The sequence below is a fragment of the Brevundimonas aurifodinae genome, assembly GCF_040195595.1.
Taxonomy (GTDB): Bacteria; Pseudomonadota; Alphaproteobacteria; order Caulobacterales; family Caulobacteraceae; genus Brevundimonas; species Brevundimonas aurifodinae.
Genome location: NZ_JBEGDD010000005.1, coordinates 113005 through 132244, shown reverse-complemented (window position 1 = coordinate 132244; position 19240 = coordinate 113005). Strand labels below are relative to the sequence as shown.

Below are 19240 nucleotides of genomic sequence, written 5' to 3'. Positions count from 1 at the left end.
CTCGGACTTGATCCGAGGATCGGACGTCGGACGCGCGCGCTCGGTGAGATGAGGCGCGATCGTGGGATCATGTCCTCTTTCGCGCCGCGGATATTCCGATCCTCGGATCAAGTCCGAGGATGACGGGGAGAGGCGGATAGGGGTGAGGCCAACGCCGGCTAGACTGCTCCCGCCTCGTGCGCCAGCAGCCACCGCTTGCGCTCCAGCCCCCCGGCATAGCCGGTCAGGGTGCCGTTGGCCCCGATCACCCGGTGGCAGGGCACGATCACCCCCACCGGGTTCGATCCATTGGCCAGGCCCACCGCGCGCACCGCGCTCGGCCGGCCGATCGCGGCGGCCAGCTGGCCATAGCTGCGCGTCTCTCCGGCCGGAATGGCCCTCAACGCCGCCCACACCTCGGCCTGGAACGCCGTGCCCGCCGTCTTGACCCTCAGCCCCTCCAGCGCCCGCACGTCCCCGGCGAAATAGGCCGCCAGCGCCTGCCGCACCGCCTCGGGGGCCTGTCCCGGCGTCAGCGTCGCCCCTGGCGCGTGCCGCGCCAGCAGCCGCATCATCCGGGGCTCATAGTCGGCGAAATCCAGCGCCCGCACGGCGCCCTCGCCGTCCGTCACCACCAGCATCTCGCCGACCGGGGTCTCGATCCGGTCCAGCCTCAGGACCTCACGCCGCGCGTCGGTCATTCGTCTTCTCCATCTCCAGAATGTCGTCCGCCGCTATCCCCGCCATCCGCAGGTGCAGCGCCCCATAGGCCCGCCACGGCCGCCACCGTTCCGCCCTTACGACCAGGGCCGCGTCGTCCAGCCGGTCGCTGGGGGCGTCCTCGCCCGTATCGATCCACTGCCCCGGCAGCCTCAGTCCCGGCCGCGCCTCGACCAGCGGCCTCAGGGCCGGATCGTCCGACAGGTCGCGCGCGATCGCCTCGGGGTCCGCCGACAGGTCGAACACCCGCCGCACCCGCGCCAGCACGCCCGGCAGGGCCCTCAGGTCGTCGGCCTCGATGCACAGGTTCAGCCGCCCCGACGCCCCGGGCGTCGCCGTGACGAACCCCTCGGCCCCGTCCACCGCGCGCGCCAGATCGTGCCGCCAGATTCGGCCTCCGTCCCTGTCATCCCGGACCTGATCCGGGAAGGTCAGCGCGGCGAACATCGTGTCCCAGTCATAGGGCGGCCGATACGACAGCCCCAGCCGCACGCCGCCATTTCCCGGGCCATCCCCGACCCGCTCGGCCCGCCGACGCAGCGCCGAGGGCGGCCGCCCGTACAGGGTCTGAAACGTCTCGTTGAAGCGTCGGACCGAGCCGAACCCGGCCGCCAGCGCCACCTCGGCCATCGACAGGTCGCTCTCCTGGATCAGGGCCTTGGCCAGCAGCACGCGCCGCGTCTGGGCCACGCTGACCGGCGCGGCCCCCAGATGCTGGCGAAACAGCCGCCTCAGCTGCCGCTCCCCGACCCCCAGCCGCCCGGCCAGGGCCTCGACGTCGTTCTGGTCCAGCGCCCCCTGTTCGATCAGGGACAGGGCCCGGCTCACGGTGTTCGACGTGCCGCGCCAGGCCCCCATATCCGGGGCCGTCTCCGGGCGACAGCGCAGGCAGGCGCGGAACCCGGCCTCCTCGGCCGCCGCCGCGCTGACCACGAAGATCATGTTCTCGCGCCGGGGCGTGCGCGCCGGACAGACCGGCCGGCAATAGATGCCCGTCGTCTTCACGCAGCCGAAGAACCGCCCGTCGAACCGCGCGTCGCGTGTCAGCACGGCGCGATAGCAGGCTTCCTGATCCAGGGTGGCGGCGGAGGTTTCCATGGCTCGAGGATGGACCCGCCCGCCCCGCCTGTCTCGCGGTTTTCGGACATGGCCGTCAGGGACGCACAGCCCGCCAGGCATTGGCGAAGATCGAATAGACCATGGACACCGCGCCGATCGCCGCGACCCAGGTGAACACCACCGACAGCGTCAGGGCGATGCCCGCCACGTCGCGCGGCCCGTCGCCCAGGGTGCGCATCCGGTCGATGTTCAGCAGCGCCCAGTCCCCCACGACCCGCCCCGTCTCGTCGTCCGCGCTCAGGGTGAACCAGTGCCCGGCCTGGAAGATGGTCCAGGTCAGCCACAGCCCCGCCACCGCGATGCCGATCCGCATCAGCGCCCTGATCCGCGGCGCCCCGGGGTTGGTCAGCTTGAACAGTTCCTCGCCCATCTGCGCCAGGGCATAGAACAGGATCGGCGCGAACAGGACGCCCCAGATCGGGGCGGGCGTGATCGTCGCCGTCTCCCCGCCCAGCGTCAGGGCCTGCAGCCCGGGAAAGTTCAGCAGCCCCAGCCACCATCCGACGAACAGCCCCAGTCCCACCAGGGCAAAGACCGACTCGCCCGCCGGGCTGGGTCCGGACACGCGCACGGGCCGGAGCGCGGGCCCCCTCGTCTTGACCGCCTCCCCCGCCGTCGCGCCCCAGGTCATGGGATCCGACAGGCCGAACGCCGACAGGTCCTTGGCCCGCCACTCGGTCATCCAGCGCGGCCGGATGCGGTAATGCTCCATGATCGCCCCGGCCAGCGTCAGGGCCCCGATCAGGGTCAGCCCAGAGCCGAAGAAGCTGTGGAACGCCTGGCCGATCGCCTGTCCCGCGTCGCGGGGCCCGCTGATCAGGGTGATGAACAGCGAGATGGCGTGGATGGCCAGCAGCACCAGCGCCCCCGCCTTCACCCCATACAGCCACCACGGAAACAGCTCGGGCCCGATCAGGCTATCGGGGCCGGGGCGATAGCGGGCGGCGACCACCAGCGGATGGCCGATCTCCTTCAGCACCGCCTCGACCTCGGCCTCGGTCGGTGCCCGGCCCAGCTCTTCCTCCCTGGCGTCCAGCCGCGACAGGATCAGCTCGCGCAGCTCGGCGGTGATGTCGTCGCGGGTTTCCGGCGATAGCTGGGCGGCCACGGCCTCCAGATAGCGATCGATGATGGCCTCGGACTTCGTCGTCATGACGCGCCCCCTCCTTGGAATTCGAATGTCAGAGAAGCCGGTCCAGCGAGCCGTTGATGGCCCGCCATTCGCCGGTCAGTCGGTTCAGAAGCGACACGCCCAGGGGCGACAGGACATAGAAGCGCTTCTTGCGCTTCTCCTCCTCGCGCCATTCGCTCAGCAGCAGGCCCTGGCTCTCCAGCCGGCGCAGCAGGGGATAGAGGGTCGATTCCTCCATCTCCAGCCCGTCCGCCGCCAGCGCCTGGCGCAGCGTATAGCCGTAGCGCTCGGTCCGCAGGCAGGCCAGCACCGCCAGCACCAGCGAGCCCCGCCGCAGTTCCAGCCGCATGGATTCGAAAAGCTCGTCGTCAGCGGACACGGGTCGCTCCAAGGCGTCACATAGTGTGTGACACACAGTGTATGCGACATACTGTGCGACCGAGTCAAGTGACCGCGTTCGTTGGGGTCAGTCGGTCAGATAGAACAGGGCCTCGACGGTGGTGCCCAGCGCCCGCGCCAGGGCTAGCGCCAGCAGGGTGGAGGGCACGAAGACGCCGTTCTCGACGGTATTGATCGTCTTTCTCGACACCCCGGCCCGCTCCGCCAGCTCGGCCTGGGTCAGCCCGGCGGCGGTGCGGATGTCCTTCAAACGCGACCCCAGCCGGGGGTCACCCATCCCTGCTGAACTCCCGGTCCAGCCAGACGAAGCGCAGCCCCGCCGTCGCTCCGGCCGCCGTCAGGCCATAGAGCACGCCATAGGTCGCCAGCTCCGGTCTCCACAGGCTCAGGCCGAAGACCATCGTCATCGCGCCCATCAGCACGAGGAAGGCGGCCGTCACCGCGCGCGAGCGCAGCAGCTGGGTCAGCTCGTCCTCGAGGAATTTCCGATGGGTGCGCGACTGGTGGTCCAGGCCCAGGGTCGTCAGGGCCACGACCCAGGCATAGAGCACTGGCAGGGGTGCCGCGATATAGTCGCCGAAGCTGCCGGTCCCCTCCAGGATGTCGGCGATCGCCCATGTCGCCTGCATCAGGAAGGCGATGTTCACCAGCGAGAATAGGGCCAGCAGCCGCACGCGCTGTCGCTGCATCCGGTCCCGCGTCAGGGCCTCGGTCTCGACGCGCCGACCAGGGCGGCACAGCCACGACAGGATAGCGCCGCACACCGCCATCCCGACGCCCAGCCCGGCCAGCACGCCCCACCCCGTCGCCGCGTCGCCCGTCCGCTCGGCCCCACCGGCGAAGCCCACGCCGGTCAGGACGCCGCCCAGACCCATCACTCCGATCGAGATCCAGAAGTTGCGCGCCTGCAGGCGAACTTCCCGCTCGATGTCCTTGTCGTCCGCCACACGCGCCTCCGGAACTCTATGTCACCTTGGGGTTACATATCACCTATGGGTTACATGCCGTCAAGCGGGGCATTGGCTTTTCCCGTCCGCCGGGTAGGGTGAAGCCTCGTTCCCGGGGGTTCCTGTTCTGATGTCGTCCGCCTTCGCCCGTTTCGCCGCGACCGGTCTCGTCGCGCTCGCCGCCCTGTCCGCCCCGCTGTCGGCCCAGACGGCCTCCTTGCCCCAGGCAGCGCCCGAACCGCTCATCGCCGGATCGACCTTCGACCCGGCCGTGCCGACCGTCCGCGCCGTCCTCGGTTACGACAGTGGCGACTTCGTCACCCGCCCGGCCGACGTGCGGACCTATTTCGAACGACTGCGCGCCCACGCGCCCGACCGCGTCGTCATCGGCGAATACGGCCGCACGCATGAGGGTCGCCCCTTGTGGTGGGCCGCCATCGGCACGCCCGCCAACATCGCCCGCATGGACCAGATCCAGGCCAACTCCCGGGCGCTCGCCGATCCGCGCGTGACGACGCCCGCCCAGGCGCAAGCCATCATCGCCGACCAGCCCGCCGTGGTCTGGATGGCCTATTCGGTCCATGGCGACGAGATCAGCCCCGCCGACGCCGCCATGGCTGCGGCCCATCACCTGCTCGCCTCGCGCGACCCGGCGGTCCAGGACTGGCTGTCGAAGACCCTCGTCATCATGGTCCCGACCCAGAACCCGGACGGCCGCGACCGCTTCACCGACAGCTTCTACGCCGGCTTCGGCACCCGTCCGAACCCCGATCCCCTGTCGGCCGAGCGCGACCAGCCCTGGCCCGGCGGCCGCTTCAACCACGACCTGTTCGACCTGAACCGCGACTGGTTCATCCAGACCCAGCCGGAAACCCAGGGCCACGCCCCCCTGGTCCTCGCCTGGCGGCCCCAGGTCCTGGTCGACAGCCACGAGATGGGCACCGACGAGACCTTCTTCTTCCCGCCCGAGGCCGAGCCCCTCAATCCGCTCCTGACGCCCGAGACGCTGGAGAGCCGCGAGATCATCGGCCGCAACACCGCCCGCCGCTTCGATCAGGCCGGCGTCGCCTATTTCAACCGCCAGACCTACGACGCCTTCTACCCCGGCTACGGCGACGGCTGGCCCGCCTATCTCGGCGCGGTGTCGATGACCTACGAACAGGGCTCCGCGCGCGGGCTCGCCGCCCGGCGCTCGTCCGGCGAGGTGCTGACCTATCGCGAGACGGTCCGGAACCACCTCATCGCCACCCTCTCGACCGTCGAGGCCGCCGCCGACAACCGCGAGCGGCTGTTGAGGAACGCCTATGCCTATGGCCAGGACGGCGTCTCCGGCGGCCGGGGCGCCTTCGTGCTCGCGCCCAATCCGGCCGATCCGACCACGGTCGACAAGCTGGCGGGCCTGCTGACCCGTTCGGGCGTCGAGGTCGGCCGCGCCGAGGCCGCCTTCACCGCCTGCGGCCAGAGCTATCCCGCCGGCTCCTACGTCGTGCCCCTGGCCCAGCCCCAGCGCCGCATGGCCGAGGTGCTGCTCAGCCAGTCGGTCCCGCTCGATCCCGCCTTCCTCGCCGAACAGGAGCGCCGCCGCGCCCGGGGCCTGGGCGACCAGATCTATGACGTCACCGCCTGGTCCATGCCGGTGATGTTCAACGTCCCCTTCGCCCGCTGCGCCTCCGCGCCATCGGTCTCGACCACCCCGGCCGGCTCCGCGCTCGTCCGCCCCGGCTCGGTCGCCGACGCCTCGGCCGCCTACGGCTATCTGGTCCAGCCCGGCGTCGCGGGGCTGAAGCTGATGAGCGCGGCGCTGCAACAGGGCGTGACCCTGCGTTCGCTCGATCGCGCCTTCGAGAAGGACGGCCGCCGCTGGCCCTCCGGCACCCTGCTGATCCCCCGCGCCGGCAATCCGGCCGACCTGACGCAGAGGCTCCAGACCCTGGCCACCCAGACCGGCGCCCGCGTCACCGGCATCGCCGACAGCTGGGTCTCCGACGGTCCCAGCTTCGGCTCGGACGGCGCGGTCCTGGTCCGCGCGCCCAACGTCGCCCTGGCCTGGGACGAGCCGACCAGCCCCACCGCCGCCGGCGCCACCCGCTATCTGCTGGAACGCGAGTTCGGCCTGCCGGTCACCGTGGTCCGCACCGCCAGCCTGTCGTCCGCCGATCTGTCCCGCTATCAGGTCCTGATCCTGCCCGAGGGCGGCAACTACGAGAGCGCGCTCGGCGCGGGCGGCCTCGCCAATCTGCGCGGCTGGGTCCAGCGTGGCGGCACCCTCATCACCCTGGGCCGCGCGAGCCGCCTGATGGCCGACGAGGACGCCGATCTTCTCGCCTCCCGCCGCCAGGACCCATCGTCGGAGGCCGAGGACGAAGCCGCCGACATCATCGCCGACGAGGCCCACTACGACAGCCTGATCGGCGTGGCCGAGCCCGGCCCCGCCAGCGTCGCCGGGGCGCTCGCCCTGGCCCGGGTCGACACCGAGCACTGGCTGGCGGCCGGCGTCGCCCCCAGCGTCAATGTGCTGGTCCAGGGCGCCGACATCTATGCCCCCCTGGGTCAGGGCCAGGGCGTCAACGTCGTCCGCTTCGCCGGTCCGGAGGATCTGGTCGTCTCGGGCCAGATGTGGGCCGAGAACCGCGCTCGCCTGGCCTTCAAGCCGGCCGTCATGGTCAACGGGCTCGGCCGCGGCCAGTTGATCGCCTTCACCCAGGACCCGACCGTGCGCGGCTATCTGGAGGGCCTCAAACCCCTCCTGATCAACGCCGTCTTCCTCGGCCCGGCGCGCAGTTCGCCGAGCTGGTAGGCGGTCCGCGTCTCCTCCCCATCGGCCGCTTGGCCGATGGGGAGGTGGCAGCGAGCCCTTCGCGAGCTGACGGAGGGGGCGAGGCGAAATCTCCGATGACGGCTGCCAGCCCCATCGCCAAGGTCGGAGTTGCCCCCTCCGTCACTTCGCTTAGCTCCGTGCCACCTCCCCATTCGCCAAGCGGCGAACGGGGAGGAGACCACCGGCGAAGGCAACCTTCGCCGTCGCACGCCGTTATCGATGCACAGGGCGACCCTTCGCCAGAAAGCATCTCCATGACATCGATCAAGACCTTCACGGCCCTCGCGGCCGGCACCCTCGTCATCGCCACGGCCGGCGCGACCCAGGCCCAGACCCCCTACAGCCAGTCGCAGCCCCAGCCCTACGGCCAGTCGCAAACCTCCGGTCAGGAGGTCTTCGGCCAGATCCTCCAGAACCTGTTCGGCGGTCAGACCACCGGCACGGTCGATGCCGAATGGAGCCGCGGCCGCCGCGCCCTCGGGGGCCAGCAGGCCACCTTCAACGCCCGCCTCGACGCCCAGGTCCGCTCCGGCGCGCTGCAATCCTGGTCCGCCGACCGCATCCGTACCGACTATGACGCCCTGGTCCGGCTCGAGGCCGACTACGCCCGCGACGGCCGCTTCACGACCCAGGAACGCCAGGACCTGACCGCCCGCTACGACGCCCTGACCCGCGCGCTGGACGACGGTGGCTACGGAGACGACATCGGCGGCTACCAGTCCGTCGCCGACGGCCGGGCCGAGTTCGAGCGCCGCATCGACGCCGCCGTCAGCGCCCGTCGCCTGTCGCGCACCGACGCCACCCGCCTGCGCGCCGACTACGCCGCCCTGATCCGCGTCGAGGCCGACTACCAGCGCGGCGGCCTGACACTCAGCGAGCGTCAGGACATCGAGACCCGGCTGGATGCGCTCGACGCCCGCGTCGGCGACGTCGGCTACGGCAACAATAACGGCGGCTGGCAGCAGTCCCCGCGCGACCGCCTCGCCGCCATCGAACGCGCCATCGCCTCGCTGAACCGCGACGCGCGCGCCGACCGCGTCCGCGTGCAGCTTGAGGACCTGACCCGTCTGGAAGCCGCCTATTCCCGCGCCAGCGCCTCCGCCGACGACCGCGCCTACCTCGACCGCCGCATCGGCGAGCTCGAGATCGAGGCCCGCGTCCGCCGCTGAGGAAACGGCGCCTCTCCCGGTGGGAGGGGCGCGCCTAGACCCTGACCGGCTGAGGTGGAATCGCTTCGCGATTCCGCTGATGCCGTGACTCAGGGTCCAGGATTTAGCGAGAGCATGATTCACGCTTTCGGCGGACCCACGAAGTGGGTCCACCTCAACCGATCATGCTCTAGCGACACAGCCGCCCGCTTTCGGCCTCCAGGTGCAGGTGGTCGTGGTGGGCGGCGTTGTAGTCGGGGCTCAGGGTGGTGCCGAACACCCGGCAGGCGTCGTCGCGGATGCGCCTGAGGAAACGCGCCTCAGGGTCGTCCCCGCGCCAGTCGCCCCGCACCGTGATCCGCCGCCCGTCCCGGAGGCGCACGCCGCTGAAATCCAGCGCCGCCGCCCGCGCGTGGGCGCTGACCCGGGCCGTCTCCCCTGAGTCGTTGCGCACGCCCCGGCAGGCATAGACCCCCATATGTTCCATGGCGACGACCTCCGAGCCGAGGATCTCCAGCGCGGCCGGCTCGACCGACTGCCGTCGCCACACGCTGACCGCCGCAGCGAGAGCACACGTCATGGTCACGTCCCCCGGCGTCATCCGCGCCACCGTGCCCAGATCGGGGCCCAGCACCCCCGCCGCCGTCAGGCCGCAGGTCGGCGAGTTCACCCGGTCGGGCGTGGGCGAGAAGGTCACCCGCGCCGCCGCCAGCTCCGCCTCGCACTGCGCCGCCGAGCCCGTCGCCTGCCTCAGTCGCCCCAGCGTCCCGCCGTCGATCGGCCGGTCGATCACGCCCGTCCCCGGCGCGACATAGACGCTCGGCCCCGGCAGGGGGCCGGTCGGCGCGGTGGGATAGGGTCGCGCGCCCGGCGGCGGCAGGGTGTCGGGGATCAGCCGCCCGCACCCGGCGACCATCAGCACCGCCACCAGCGCCAGCCGCATCCCGCCTGAAAGCCGCATTGTCGAATCGCCTGTTCGTCGCCCCCTCCCTGCCTAGAGCAGGATCGGGCCGGATCGAAGGCCGGCGTCTGCTGCCACCTTCCTGTCAGCATCCCCGCGTGCGCCTGCGCGTTCACTGGCGTCTCTGTGTCGCGCGACCTACATTCCCGTTCATGAACCGTTCCTCCTCGCCCTCGTCCAAGGCCGCGCCGTCGAAGAAGCCGGTGCATGTGCCCAATCCCGGCGTCGCCGAGGCCCGGACCCCCTTCGTCCGCGACGGCGCGCCCCTGCCCGACGTCATGGCCAAGATGCCCATGTTCGCGCCGGTCACCGGCCCGCGCCTGACGCCGGAGGAGGCCCCCGGCAAGCCCGACGACTGGACCCCGCACCGCCCCTCGCGCGACGCCAAGACCAAGGGCGGGCGCTTCCGTCTGGTGACCGACTACACCCCCGCCGGCGACCAGCCCGCCGCCATCGCCGAGCTGGTGGCCCAGGCCGAGGCCGGCGACCGCGATCAGGTGCTGCTGGGCGTCACCGGCTCGGGCAAGACCTTCACCATGGCCAAGGTCATCGAACAGACCCAGCGCCCGGCCCTGATCCTGGCCCCCAACAAGACCCTCGCCGCCCAGCTGTATTCCGAGTTCAAGGGCTTCTTCCCCGACAACGCGGTCGAGTATTTCGTCAGCTACTACGACTACTACCAGCCCGAGGCCTACGTCCCGCGCACCGACACCTACATCGAGAAGGACAGCTCGATTAACGAGCAGATCGACCGCATGCGCCACTCGGCGACGCGGGCGATCCTGGAGCGCGACGACGTCATCGTCGTGGCCTCGGTCAGCTGCATCTACGGCATCGGCTCGGTCGAGACCTATACGGCCATGACCTTCGACCTGAAGGTCGGCGCCACCATCGACGAGGCGAAGCTGAGGGCCGACCTGATCGCGCTGCAATACAAGCGGAACGACGCCGCCTTCGAACGCGGCATGTTCCGAAAGCGCGGCGACACGATCGAGATCTTCCCCGTCCACCTGGAGGACCGCGCCTGGCGCGTCAGCCTGTTCGGCGACGAGATCGAGGCCATCGCCGAGTTCGACCCCCTGACCGGCAGGAAGACCGCCGACCTGACCGAGGTCACCGTCTACGCCGCCAGCCACTACGTCACCCCCCGCCCGACGCTCAACCAGGCCATCCACGGCATCAAGGCCGAGCTGAAGGAGACGCTCGACTGGATGGTCGAGAACGGCAAGCTGCTGGAGGCCCAGCGGCTGGAACAGCGCACCCGCTTCGATCTGGAGATGATGGAGGCGACCGGCTCCTGCGCCGGCATCGAGAACTATTCCCGCTGGCTGACCGGCCGCAGCCCGGGCGAGCCCCCGCCCACCTTCTTCGAATACATCCCCGACAACGCCCTGCTGTTCGTGGACGAGAGCCACGTCACCATCGGCCAGATCAACGGCATGTTCCGGGGCGACTACCGGCGCAAATCCACCCTGGCCGAATACGGCTTCCGCCTGCCGTCCTGCATCGACAACCGCCCGCTCAAGTTCGACGAGTGGGAGGCCATGCGCCCCCAGACGGTCCACGTCTCCGCCACCCCCGGCCCGTGGGAGATGGAGCGCGCCGGCGGCGTCTTCGTCGAACAGGTCATCCGCCCCACCGGCCTGATCGACCCGCCGGTCGAAATCCGCCCGGTCAGTGGCCAGACCCGCAACCAGGTCGACGACGTCATCGACGAAGTGAAGGCCACCGCCGCCGCCGGCTACCGCTCCCTGGTCACCACCCTGACCAAGAAGATGGCCGAGGACCTGACGGAGTACATGCACGAACAGGGCGTCCGGGTCCGCTACATGCACTCCGACGTCGACACGCTGGAGCGGATCGAGATCCTGCGCGACCTGCGCCTGGGCGCCTTCGACGTCCTGATCGGCATCAACCTGTTGCGCGAGGGGCTCGACATCCCCGAATGCGGCCTGGTCGCCATCCTCGACGCGGACAAGGAGGGCTTCCTCCGCTCCGAGACCTCGCTGATCCAGACCATCGGCCGCGCCGCCCGCAACGTCGACGGCCGCGTCATCCTCTATGCCGACCGCATGACCGGCTCGATGGAGCGCGCCATCGCCGAGACCAACCGCCGTCGCGAACGCCAGACCGCCTACAACCTCGAACACGGCATCACGCCCGAGAGCGTCAAGCGCGAGATCAAGGACATCCTCGACAGCCCCTACGAGAGCCGCGCCCTCGACAAGCTCACGGCCCCCGGCGTGAAGGAACAGGCCAAGCCCTTCACCGGCTCCAACTTCCAGGCCGCCTTGCGCGACCTGGAGGGCCGCATGCGCGAGGCGGCGTCGAACCTGGAGTTCGAGGAAGCCGCCCGCCTGCGCGACGAGATCAAGCGCATGAAGCTCATGGACCTGGAGTTCGCCAACGAGGTCCTGACCGGCGAAGGCGAGGCGGTCGACACCGCCGCGCCCAAGCGCTGGCGGGCGGAGGCCAATGCGGAGAAGGCGGAGCGGTTCAGGAAGGGGCGGCTCTAAGGGGGTTGAGTAGTGTGGCGGTGGACGGATTCGCTTTTTGAAGACGCAGATGGCGCTGATAAACTCATTGTCCGCTGCTAAGCCCCAGGATCAAACAAGCTAGACAAGAACGCGATATCAAGGGTCTAGTCCCGCATAGGACGAATCTGCGGGGCGGCGGGACATGACTGACGAACTCACTCCAATCGATCAGAAGACGGTGGAAGTTGGACTCGCGCCCCTCCTGTTAGACGACACCTCTCGACGGAAGGCCTACCGCGCAAGAAAGTCCGCCTTCAAAGAGCGGAAGAACCACCCAGCTGACGAGGCCGAGGTGGTGGCAGCCGGCTGGGAAGTTGTGCGGCGATCGAAACGAGTGCTTCTCTCTAGACGACGTAAACCGGTGGGGGAATATCTCGAAGACCGCTTTTGGTCTCTATGTCACGACATGGGATATCCAATTCTGAACGGCGAGCGCTTCAATATCGAGTTTCAGAGAGAGGATGGATCAAAGGGACGCAAACAAATCGATGTGTTTGCAAAAGATGCTGAGACGGTGATCGTTGCCGAGTGTAAAGCTAAGGATGTACGCGGGCGCCGAACACTCCAGAAAGATTTACACGAGACAGCCTCTCTTCAGAAGGGCATAGCGAATTCTATTCGCGAGCATTTCGGCGCCAGTTTTAATCCTAAGATACTGTGGCTCTATGTAACGCAGAACGTGATCTGGTCAGAACCAGACATAGAGCGCGCGGCAGCTTTTAACATACGAATCGTAACCGAGAATGAGCTTCAGTATTTTGAGGCATATATCGGCCACGTCGGTACGGCTGGTAAGTATCAGTTCTTGGCGGAGTTCCTGCAGGGCCAGGATATTGCGGGACTGTCCCACAAAAAGGTCCCGGCGACAAAAGGCCGATTTGGATCAGATGTCTTTTATTCTTTTACGATAACGGCTGGCCATCTGTTGAAGCTTGCGTTTGTAAATCATCACGCGCTGAATCATCCTGAGGGCCGACCGGCCTACCAACGCATGGTGGACAAGCGCAGGCTGCGCGGAATCGGTGAGTTTATCACAGGTGGAGGCTATTTTCCTACTAATATACTGGTAAACTTTACTACTCCTTGCACCTTTGAGCCCTTGTCAAAGACCGACAATACGGTCGACGGGATCAAATTTGGCCACCTTACCCTACCAAGTAAGTTCAAAAGCGCGTGGATTATAGACGGACAGCATAGGCTGTTTGGATTTACGAATTTGGACGAATCTTACCTTGAACGTCCGTTGTTTGTGGTCGCATTTGAGAAAATGGATGTTGCCCGAGAAGCGGACCTATTCATAACGATCAACCACAAACAGAAGAGCGTACCAAAAGACTTGTTGGTCGCTCTCCAAGCTGACCTTCAAATGGGAAGCGATGATCCAGACGAGGCGCTTGGTGCCCTGGCGTCATTCTTGATCCGCAAGATTGCAGCAGATGCAACCAGCCCTTTATTCGGCCGCTTGGAAATGCCCGGCGTTCCGGCGTCTGAGGAGCAAGTTCTAACGATTCCGGAGTTGCAAAAGGGCATACGTCGGTCTGGTTTGATCGGCAGGATAGTCAAGAAGGCGCGCTTGGCAGGCTACCTCAGTGGCGCCACGGACGATGCGACCATCGAGAGAGCCCGCAAAACCATAAACGGGTATTTTGCAGTCCTGGAGGAGGCGGTACCCGCTAAGTGGCTGGCGGGACGCTCTGCGCATGTCGCAACCAATCCCTCCGTTAGGGCCCATCTTACGCTCATGTACGAAGGCCTTCGCTACCTCCACGGCCGCGATAAAATCGACCCGTATACAGCGGCGCCGGCGGAACTGGTTACAGCGCTCGGAGCCTTCGTTGCGCCGATTGCGGCCTGGCTGAAGAGCGCGTCTGACGAGCAGATCGCAGACAAATTCGCAAGAAAGTACGGGGAGGGCGGCGTAAAGGAGTACTTCTTCGGTCTGTGCGATCTCGTTGCGGCTCAGTTCCCCGATTTCGGCTCCGAGGAATATCGACAGTACAAAGCAAGGTCATCAGACGAAAGAATTGCGCAAGCGAAGCTGGACGTCTCTGACATGACAAGCCTGATATCGACAGCTGTCATCGAGACGTTGAAGGGTTTGTACGGCACTGACGAAACTCAATCCGGCGAGAAGAAGTACTGGGAGCTTGGAATAGCTGACAGTAACATCAAAGAGTCGGCATACAAGAAACAACAGCAAGCCAAAGCAGAGAAGCGGGCTCCTCGTGAAGCCTATCTCGACATCGTCGATTTCGAGAAGATTATTAGGCAAAAAGGTAACTGGGAAACGTTGAAGCCGATCTTCAGCATTCCGCTTCGAGGAACTCCGCCGAAGGCCAAAGAGTATCATCTTGACTGGATCAAGGAGTTTAACGACATCCGCAACGTCGCGGCGCATAGTTCGATCTATCGGCAACTGAGCGACGACGACTACGAGTTTCTCGCTTGGCTCAAGGCAGAACTTTACGATCGATGTGCGCTCGCTGGATTTGCGCCTTGATCGTCGGTTTGGCTAGCTGGCAGCATTCCGATAGGTCGGCCAGTCAGGCTGGTAACTCTCGCCTGCCTGATTGCCCCAAACTAACCAGTTGGACCGGTTTCCCCTGGCGAAGAGTTCAAGATACGGTCCTGGGCTGCATGACTCGATCAGTCCGTATTGCTCGTCCGGTTTGCGACTGTGTTCGCGCTTACGAGTTTGGATCATGTTGACCTGACTGCGGCCGGGGGGCTCTGTGCGGGCATTCTTGCCTCTGGTGCCAAACAGCAAGATCTCCGTGACATTCCGGAAATAGAATCCAACGCCGCGGCCGTCTGAGCCTCCGTCCTTTCTCACCTTGTGCCAAACGAGGTTAGATTTGTAGGTGAAACCCCAAGCCTCCATTACCTTGAGCCCATCAGGTAGCAGTGCGTTTGGTACCCACATATACAGGTGGGCCGTTTCCGCTGCGCAGCTTTGCACCGGAAGGGCACAGATGTCAGCCAAATCCATCGTTGGATAGCGCGTCAGGCGGTGGTGCTCCGGTGCGATCTTTCCAGTCCGGTTCTGAAACTGCCAGGGAGGGTCAGCTAGGATGGTCCGAAACTTCGTCCCTTGCGTCGCTAGCTGAAGATCGATGCTCGCCTCGCGAGCGATTGCGCTGAGTGCCATGACCTGTCCTGCCAGTTGCGGAACCGAACCACCTTCGTCCTTAACGCGAGGTTGACGAGGGGTACGTTTGTAAGAACAAACAATGAACGTTCGTTGCGTCAAAATCGGACGTAGCATGAGACAATTGCTTTCCCCCGACCGGCGCACGTCAAACATCGGTCGTCTCGGTGCCGATCGCGCCGATCCACTCCCCCATCGCCCTTCGGTGACGGGGGAGAGACCCGTGTCATCCGCACTCACCCCCAAAACCCCAATCCAATCCACGCCCCTCCCCATCGAGACCCGACGAACGCGCCCGCATCGCCCCCGGCGCTACCCTCTCCCCCTTTACCCGCCCCCCACGGCGGCCGACGGAGGGACCGCATGTCCGAGCTCTATGATCCCCGCGAATGGGAGGACGACGACCAGACGCCGACCCGGGCCGTCTGGCACGACGCCCAGCCCGACACCCGCCAGCGCGGCCCCCAAAACCCAGGGAGGCCGCCCGCCCCGCGCGGCGGCTATCGCATCCGCTCGGACGAGACCTGGGCCAGGGCGCGCGACGCCTATCTGGCGGGCGAGACGGCCGAGGAGGTGGCCTTCCGCTTCGACCTGACCCTGGGGTCGCTGCGCCACCGTGCCCGGCAGGAGGGCTGGCGCAGGGCGGATCAAGATGATCCTGAGTGGGGCTATCGCTCGGCTCGCGGAGCCTCGCTGCTTGAGCCCGGTGAGGGGCGTGTGGACGATCGATGGGGCCACATCGGCGACGACGAGGGCTATGCCGAACTGGCCGAGCGGGCCCTGTTCCAGCTGCGCCGGGCGATGGCCCAGGGCCGGGGCGGGGCGGCGGCCAGCTGGATGCGGGTGCATGACCGCCTGACCGCCCGCGCAGAGCTGGAGGAGGCCCGCGAAGCCCGCAAGGCTACCCAGGCCGCCGAGGCCGCCCGCCTCGTCGCCGAACGCGCCGCCGCCGAGGTGCGCGCCGCGACCGCCGCCCGCGCCGAGGCCAACCACGCCCTGATCCGCGATCTCGGCACGGCCGCCCGCCAGAGCGCCTCGGTCGCGCCCGGCGACGCCGTCGCCCGCGCCGCCCTCGACGCCGAACTGGACCGCCTCTCCCGCGCCTCCGACGCCCTCGACGCGGCGGCGATTTCGCACGTTTCAGACGGTTCGCACGCTGTTTCGGAGCAGGAGGGCGATCCGTGACCTTCCTTCTTTTCCGCTCATCCCCGCGAAAGCGGGGACCCAGTGCTTTGGGCGCGGATGAGCTATGCGGAGGGGCCCACCCTCACTCCAGACACCCTGCGTCACCCCAGGACTGGGTCCCCGCTTTCGCGGGGATGAGCGGAGATGGGAGGCGCATACTTTCTGATCGGCGGCAAAGCCGCCCGTCTTCCGCGCCTGATCTCACGGGGGGACGGTGCACTCGACGTCCGCTCGCTCCCGTTGTGTTCGTTGTGGCCTTCGTCGTGCCCGTTGTGATGAACCCCCTTCGGCCCACCACACGGCCTCACCCCAGGCGGGCAGCGAAGGCCTTGCCCGCCCCGGCGGCGGCCTTGGGCCCCAGGACGGCGGTGGCGGCCCGGGCGGGGGCCAGGGCGCGGGCCCCGACAGCGCGGATATCATCGGCCGTGACGGCCCCCAGCCGGGCGATCGACACGTCCGTGGGGACGGGCGCGCCGTGGATCAGGGTCTGGCTGGCCAGGTTGGCGGATCGGCCGGCGGCGCGCTCCTCGGCCATCCAGTGGCCGGCCTTGAAGCCGATCTTGGCGCGGGCCAGCTCCGCCTCGGTGGGGCCGTCCTCGGCCAGGCGGCGGATCTCGTCGGCGCACAGTTCGGCCAGTTCGACCGACCGCTCGGCCGCGGCCCCGGCGAAGACGCCCAGGAAGCCGATGTCGTCATAGGCCTCGACATAGGCGTCGATCGCATAGGCCAGGCCGCGCTGTTCGCGGGCGCTCTGGAACAGGCGCGACGCCATCCCGCCGCCCAGCATGTCGCCGAACAGGCGCATGGCCGGGAAATCGGGGTCCAGGGCCCCCGGCGCGGGCAGCTGGAAGACGAGGTTGGCCTGTTCGATCCGGCGGCTCAGGGCGGCGCCGCCCCCGGTGAAGGCGGCCGGCGCCGGGGCCTCGGCCGGGGTCGGGACGGCGTCGCCGAAGAAGCGTTCGGCGAGGCTCAGCAGGTCGTCCTCCTCCACCGCGCCGGAAACGACGACGGCCATGCGGTCGGGGGAATAGAGGCGGGCCCGCCAGGCCTGCATGCTGGGCCGGTCGGCGGCGGCCAGGCTGTCGACGGAGCCGAGGATGGGCCGACCCAACGGCTGGCCGGCGAAGGCCTGGGTCTGGGCCATCTCGAAGACGTGGTCGTCTGGCGTGTCGAAGGCCTCGGCGATCTCCTGGGCCACGACGTCCTTCTCCCGCTCGATCTCGACCGGGTCGAGCGTGGGGCGGAAAACGAGGTCGGAGACGACCTGCATGGCCAGGGGCAGGGAGCCGTCCAGCGCCCGGACCTCATAGCTGGTGCGTTCGTATCCGGTGGCGGCGTTGATCGACCCGCCCTCGGCCTCGATCCGTTCGACGATGTCCCGGGCCCCCATCTCGCCCGCGCCCTTGAAGACGAGGTGCTCCAGAAGGTGGGACCAGCCCGACCGATCCTCAGCCTCCCACCTGGCCCCGCCCTTGACGGCCACGGTCAGGGCGAGCGTCCTGAGGCCCGGCATCGGATCGCAGACGACGCGGACGCCGTTCGACAGGGTGTGCAGCCGGGCGCTCAAGCGCGGGGCCTCATCCGGCGGGCGATCAGGGCGATTGTGACGCCCAGAAGGGCCAGGGCCAGGCCGAACCAGGTGATCGCATATCCCAGATGATTGTTCGAAAAGGCCGCGGGCGGCGCCGAGGCGATCAGGGCCGGGGTCTCCGGATTGGGGCTGACAAGGGCATAGAGGGTGAACTCCGACGGGCTGGCGGCACCCAGCGCTTCGGCCATGGCCGCATTGTCCCGGCCATAGAAGACGCGCCCCTCCGGTGCCGGCGTCATCCCGCCTTGCATGGGCGTGCGGCGCAGCTCGACGGTCAGGCTGAGCGGCAGGGTGGAGGGGGCAACGCGGGGGCGCTCGGTGACGGTCTCGGGGATGAAGCCCCGGTCGACGAGAAAGGTCTGATCGCCGCCCTCGGGCACGCAGGCCGAGATCAGGCGCAAGCCCGGCTCGCCCTCCTGGATCGAGCGCAGCTCGACGAACGGGGCGGTGGGCAGGCCCCGGCACAGGACGAGCGCCTTCCTGAACTCCGGATCGGGCGCGGTCAGCACCTCGTCCAGCGGGCGGGGCGGCTGGGCGGCCGCCGCCTCGGCCCGCTCGATCAGGTCGGTCTTCCAGGCCAGCCGCTGGCTCTGCCAGACGCCCAGCCCGATCAGCACGGCCAGGGCCGGGACGACGAGGGCGATCAGCAGCCACGGCAAGGCTGGCCGAGAGGAGGGATCAGCCAAAGGTGACGTAGACGAAGGCGAACAGGAACAGCCAGACCACGTCCACGAAATGCCAGTACCAGGCCGCCGCCTCGAAGCCGAAATGCTTCTCCGGACGCAGCTGGCCGGCCAGCAGACGGATCAGGCAGACGGCCAGGAAGATGGTGCCCACCAGGACGTGGAAGCCGTGGAAGCCGGTGGCCATGAAGAAGATCGAGCCATAGAGCCCCGAGCCCGCCGCCTCTTCGTTGAAGAACAGGTTCTCGTGGATGATGTGGTAGTATTCATAGGCTTGGACCCCGGTGAACAGCACGCCCAGGGCGACGGTGATGATGAGCCCCAGGCGCGCGCCGTTGCGGTCGCCGACCTGAAGCGCATGGTGGGCCCAGGTCACCGTGGTGCCGCTCAGCAGCAGGATCACGGTGTTCAGCAGCGGGAGCTGCCAGGCGTCCAGCGTCTCGATCCCGCGCGGCGGCCAGGTCGACCAGGCGGCGGCCGTCTCGGCCCAGCTGGAGATCTCGGGGATGTTGGTCCGGGCCTCGTTGAACAGGGCCATTTCGAAGAACATCCAGAAGAAGGCGGCGAAGAACATGATCTCCGACGCGATGAACAGCGTCATGCCGTAGCGCAGGCCGATCGAGACGACCGGCGTGTGATCGCCCTTCTGGCCCTCGCGGATCACGTCCCACCACCAGGCGCCCATGGCGTAGAGGGTGCCGACCAGGCCTGCGACGAACAGCCAGGACGTGCCCTCAGGCAGGCCGAACAGGCCCTTCATCCAGACCACGGCGCCGATCATCATCACCGTCACGGTGATCGAGGAGATCAGCGGATAGGGGCTGGGGTCGACCAGGTGGTAGTCGTGGTGCGGAGCGGCGTGGGCCATGTCGT

The 19240-nt window shown here is 67.8% G+C and carries 16 protein-coding genes; 5 read left to right on the top strand and 11 right to left on the bottom strand.

Going from position 1 to position 19240, the window contains the following annotated elements; genetic code table 11:
* Positions 1–158 precede the first annotated feature (158 nt).
* The 6 genes from ABN401_RS07630 to ABN401_RS07605 all read right to left on the bottom strand — a co-directional run bounded on the left by ABN401_RS07630 (position 159) and on the right by ABN401_RS07605 (position 4296).
* Entirely contained in the window at positions 159–680 is a 522-nt protein-coding gene (locus ABN401_RS07630) for a methylated-DNA--[protein]-cysteine S-methyltransferase (protein WP_349684242.1), read from the bottom strand.
* The gene (locus ABN401_RS07625; protein ID WP_349684241.1) at positions 661–1797 is read right to left on the bottom strand and encodes a bifunctional transcriptional activator/DNA repair enzyme AdaA; all 1137 of its coding nucleotides are present in this window, start codon (positions 1795–1797) and stop codon (positions 661–663) included. The genes ABN401_RS07630 and ABN401_RS07625 overlap by 20 nt, the downstream gene beginning before the upstream one ends.
* 55 nt (positions 1798–1852) lie before the next feature.
* Positions 1853–2971 carry an HAAS signaling domain-containing protein gene (locus ABN401_RS07620; protein ID WP_349684240.1) on the bottom strand — a complete coding sequence of 373 codons (1119 nt, stop codon included), beginning with the start codon at positions 2969–2971 and terminating at the stop codon, positions 1853–1855.
* Between the two features lie 28 nt (positions 2972–2999).
* Positions 3000–3329 carry a PadR family transcriptional regulator gene (locus tag ABN401_RS07615; protein WP_349684239.1) on the bottom strand — a complete coding sequence of 110 codons (330 nt, stop codon included), beginning with the start codon at positions 3327–3329 and terminating at the stop codon, positions 3000–3002.
* An 87-nt stretch (positions 3330–3416) separates the two neighbouring features.
* Positions 3417–3626, bottom strand: a complete 210-nt coding sequence (locus ABN401_RS07610) for a helix-turn-helix transcriptional regulator (protein ID WP_349684238.1) — start codon at positions 3624–3626, stop codon at positions 3417–3419.
* Positions 3619–4296, bottom strand: a complete 678-nt coding sequence (locus ABN401_RS07605; protein ID WP_349684237.1) for a hypothetical protein — start codon at positions 4294–4296, stop codon at positions 3619–3621. The genes ABN401_RS07610 and ABN401_RS07605 overlap by 8 nt, the downstream gene beginning before the upstream one ends.
* Before the next feature lie 130 nt (positions 4297–4426).
* Here ABN401_RS07605 and ABN401_RS07600 point away from each other — a divergent pair, with 130 nt between their 5' ends.
* Both ABN401_RS07600 and ABN401_RS07595 read left to right on the top strand, forming a co-directional pair.
* Positions 4427–7093: a M14 family metallopeptidase gene (locus tag ABN401_RS07600; protein ID WP_349684236.1), complete on the top strand. Its 2667-nt coding sequence runs from the start codon at positions 4427–4429 to the stop codon at positions 7091–7093.
* Between the two features lie 275 nt (positions 7094–7368).
* Positions 7369–8283 carry a hypothetical protein gene (locus ABN401_RS07595; protein WP_349684235.1) on the top strand — a complete coding sequence of 305 codons (915 nt, stop codon included), beginning with the start codon at positions 7369–7371 and terminating at the stop codon, positions 8281–8283.
* Positions 8284–8452: 169 nt separating this feature from the next.
* On the opposite strand, the gene ABN401_RS07590 is transcribed toward ABN401_RS07595, so the two are convergent.
* Positions 8453–9223: an extensin family protein gene (locus tag ABN401_RS07590; RefSeq protein WP_349684234.1), complete on the bottom strand. Its 771-nt coding sequence runs from the start codon at positions 9221–9223 to the stop codon at positions 8453–8455.
* A 152-nt stretch (positions 9224–9375) separates the two neighbouring features.
* Here ABN401_RS07590 and uvrB point away from each other — a divergent pair, with 152 nt between their 5' ends.
* Both uvrB and ABN401_RS07580 read left to right on the top strand, forming a co-directional pair.
* On the top strand, positions 9376–11739 hold the full coding sequence (gene uvrB / locus ABN401_RS07585) for an excinuclease ABC subunit UvrB (RefSeq protein ID WP_349684233.1): 2364 nt from the start codon (positions 9376–9378) through the stop codon (positions 11737–11739).
* Between the two features lie 163 nt (positions 11740–11902).
* Entirely contained in the window at positions 11903–14260 is a 2358-nt protein-coding gene (locus ABN401_RS07580) for a DGQHR domain-containing protein (RefSeq protein ID WP_349684232.1), read from the top strand.
* Positions 14261–14272: 12 nt separating this feature from the next.
* Here the strand turns inward: ABN401_RS07580 and ABN401_RS07575 are convergent, their stop codons facing one another.
* Positions 14273–15064 carry an MT-A70 family methyltransferase gene (locus tag ABN401_RS07575; protein WP_349684231.1) on the bottom strand — a complete coding sequence of 264 codons (792 nt, stop codon included), beginning with the start codon at positions 15062–15064 and terminating at the stop codon, positions 14273–14275.
* Positions 15065–15271: 207 nt separating this feature from the next.
* Between ABN401_RS07575 and ABN401_RS07570 the strand changes: the two genes are divergently transcribed.
* Positions 15272–16093, top strand: a complete 822-nt coding sequence (locus ABN401_RS07570) for a hypothetical protein (RefSeq protein ID WP_349684230.1) — start codon at positions 15272–15274, stop codon at positions 16091–16093.
* 304 nt (positions 16094–16397) lie between these two features.
* On the opposite strand, the gene ABN401_RS07565 is transcribed toward ABN401_RS07570, so the two are convergent.
* Genes ABN401_RS07565 through ABN401_RS07555 form a run of 3 tightly spaced genes read right to left on the bottom strand, consistent with a single transcriptional unit; the run spans position 16398 to position 19235 of the window.
* Complete coding sequence (locus ABN401_RS07565; RefSeq protein ID WP_349684229.1) at positions 16398–17660, bottom strand: M16 family metallopeptidase; 1263 nt, start codon at positions 17658–17660, stop codon at positions 16398–16400.
* Positions 17657–18343 (bottom strand): SURF1 family protein, encoded by a 687-nt coding sequence (locus ABN401_RS07560; RefSeq protein WP_349684228.1) that lies wholly within the window; start codon positions 18341–18343, stop codon positions 17657–17659. Before ABN401_RS07560 ends, ABN401_RS07565 begins: the two co-directional genes overlap by 4 nt.
* Before the next feature lie 19 nt (positions 18344–18362).
* Positions 18363–19235, bottom strand: coding sequence for a cytochrome c oxidase subunit 3 (locus ABN401_RS07555; RefSeq protein ID WP_349684227.1), 873 nt, complete (start codon positions 19233–19235; stop codon positions 18363–18365).
* Positions 19236–19240 lie beyond the last annotated feature (5 nt).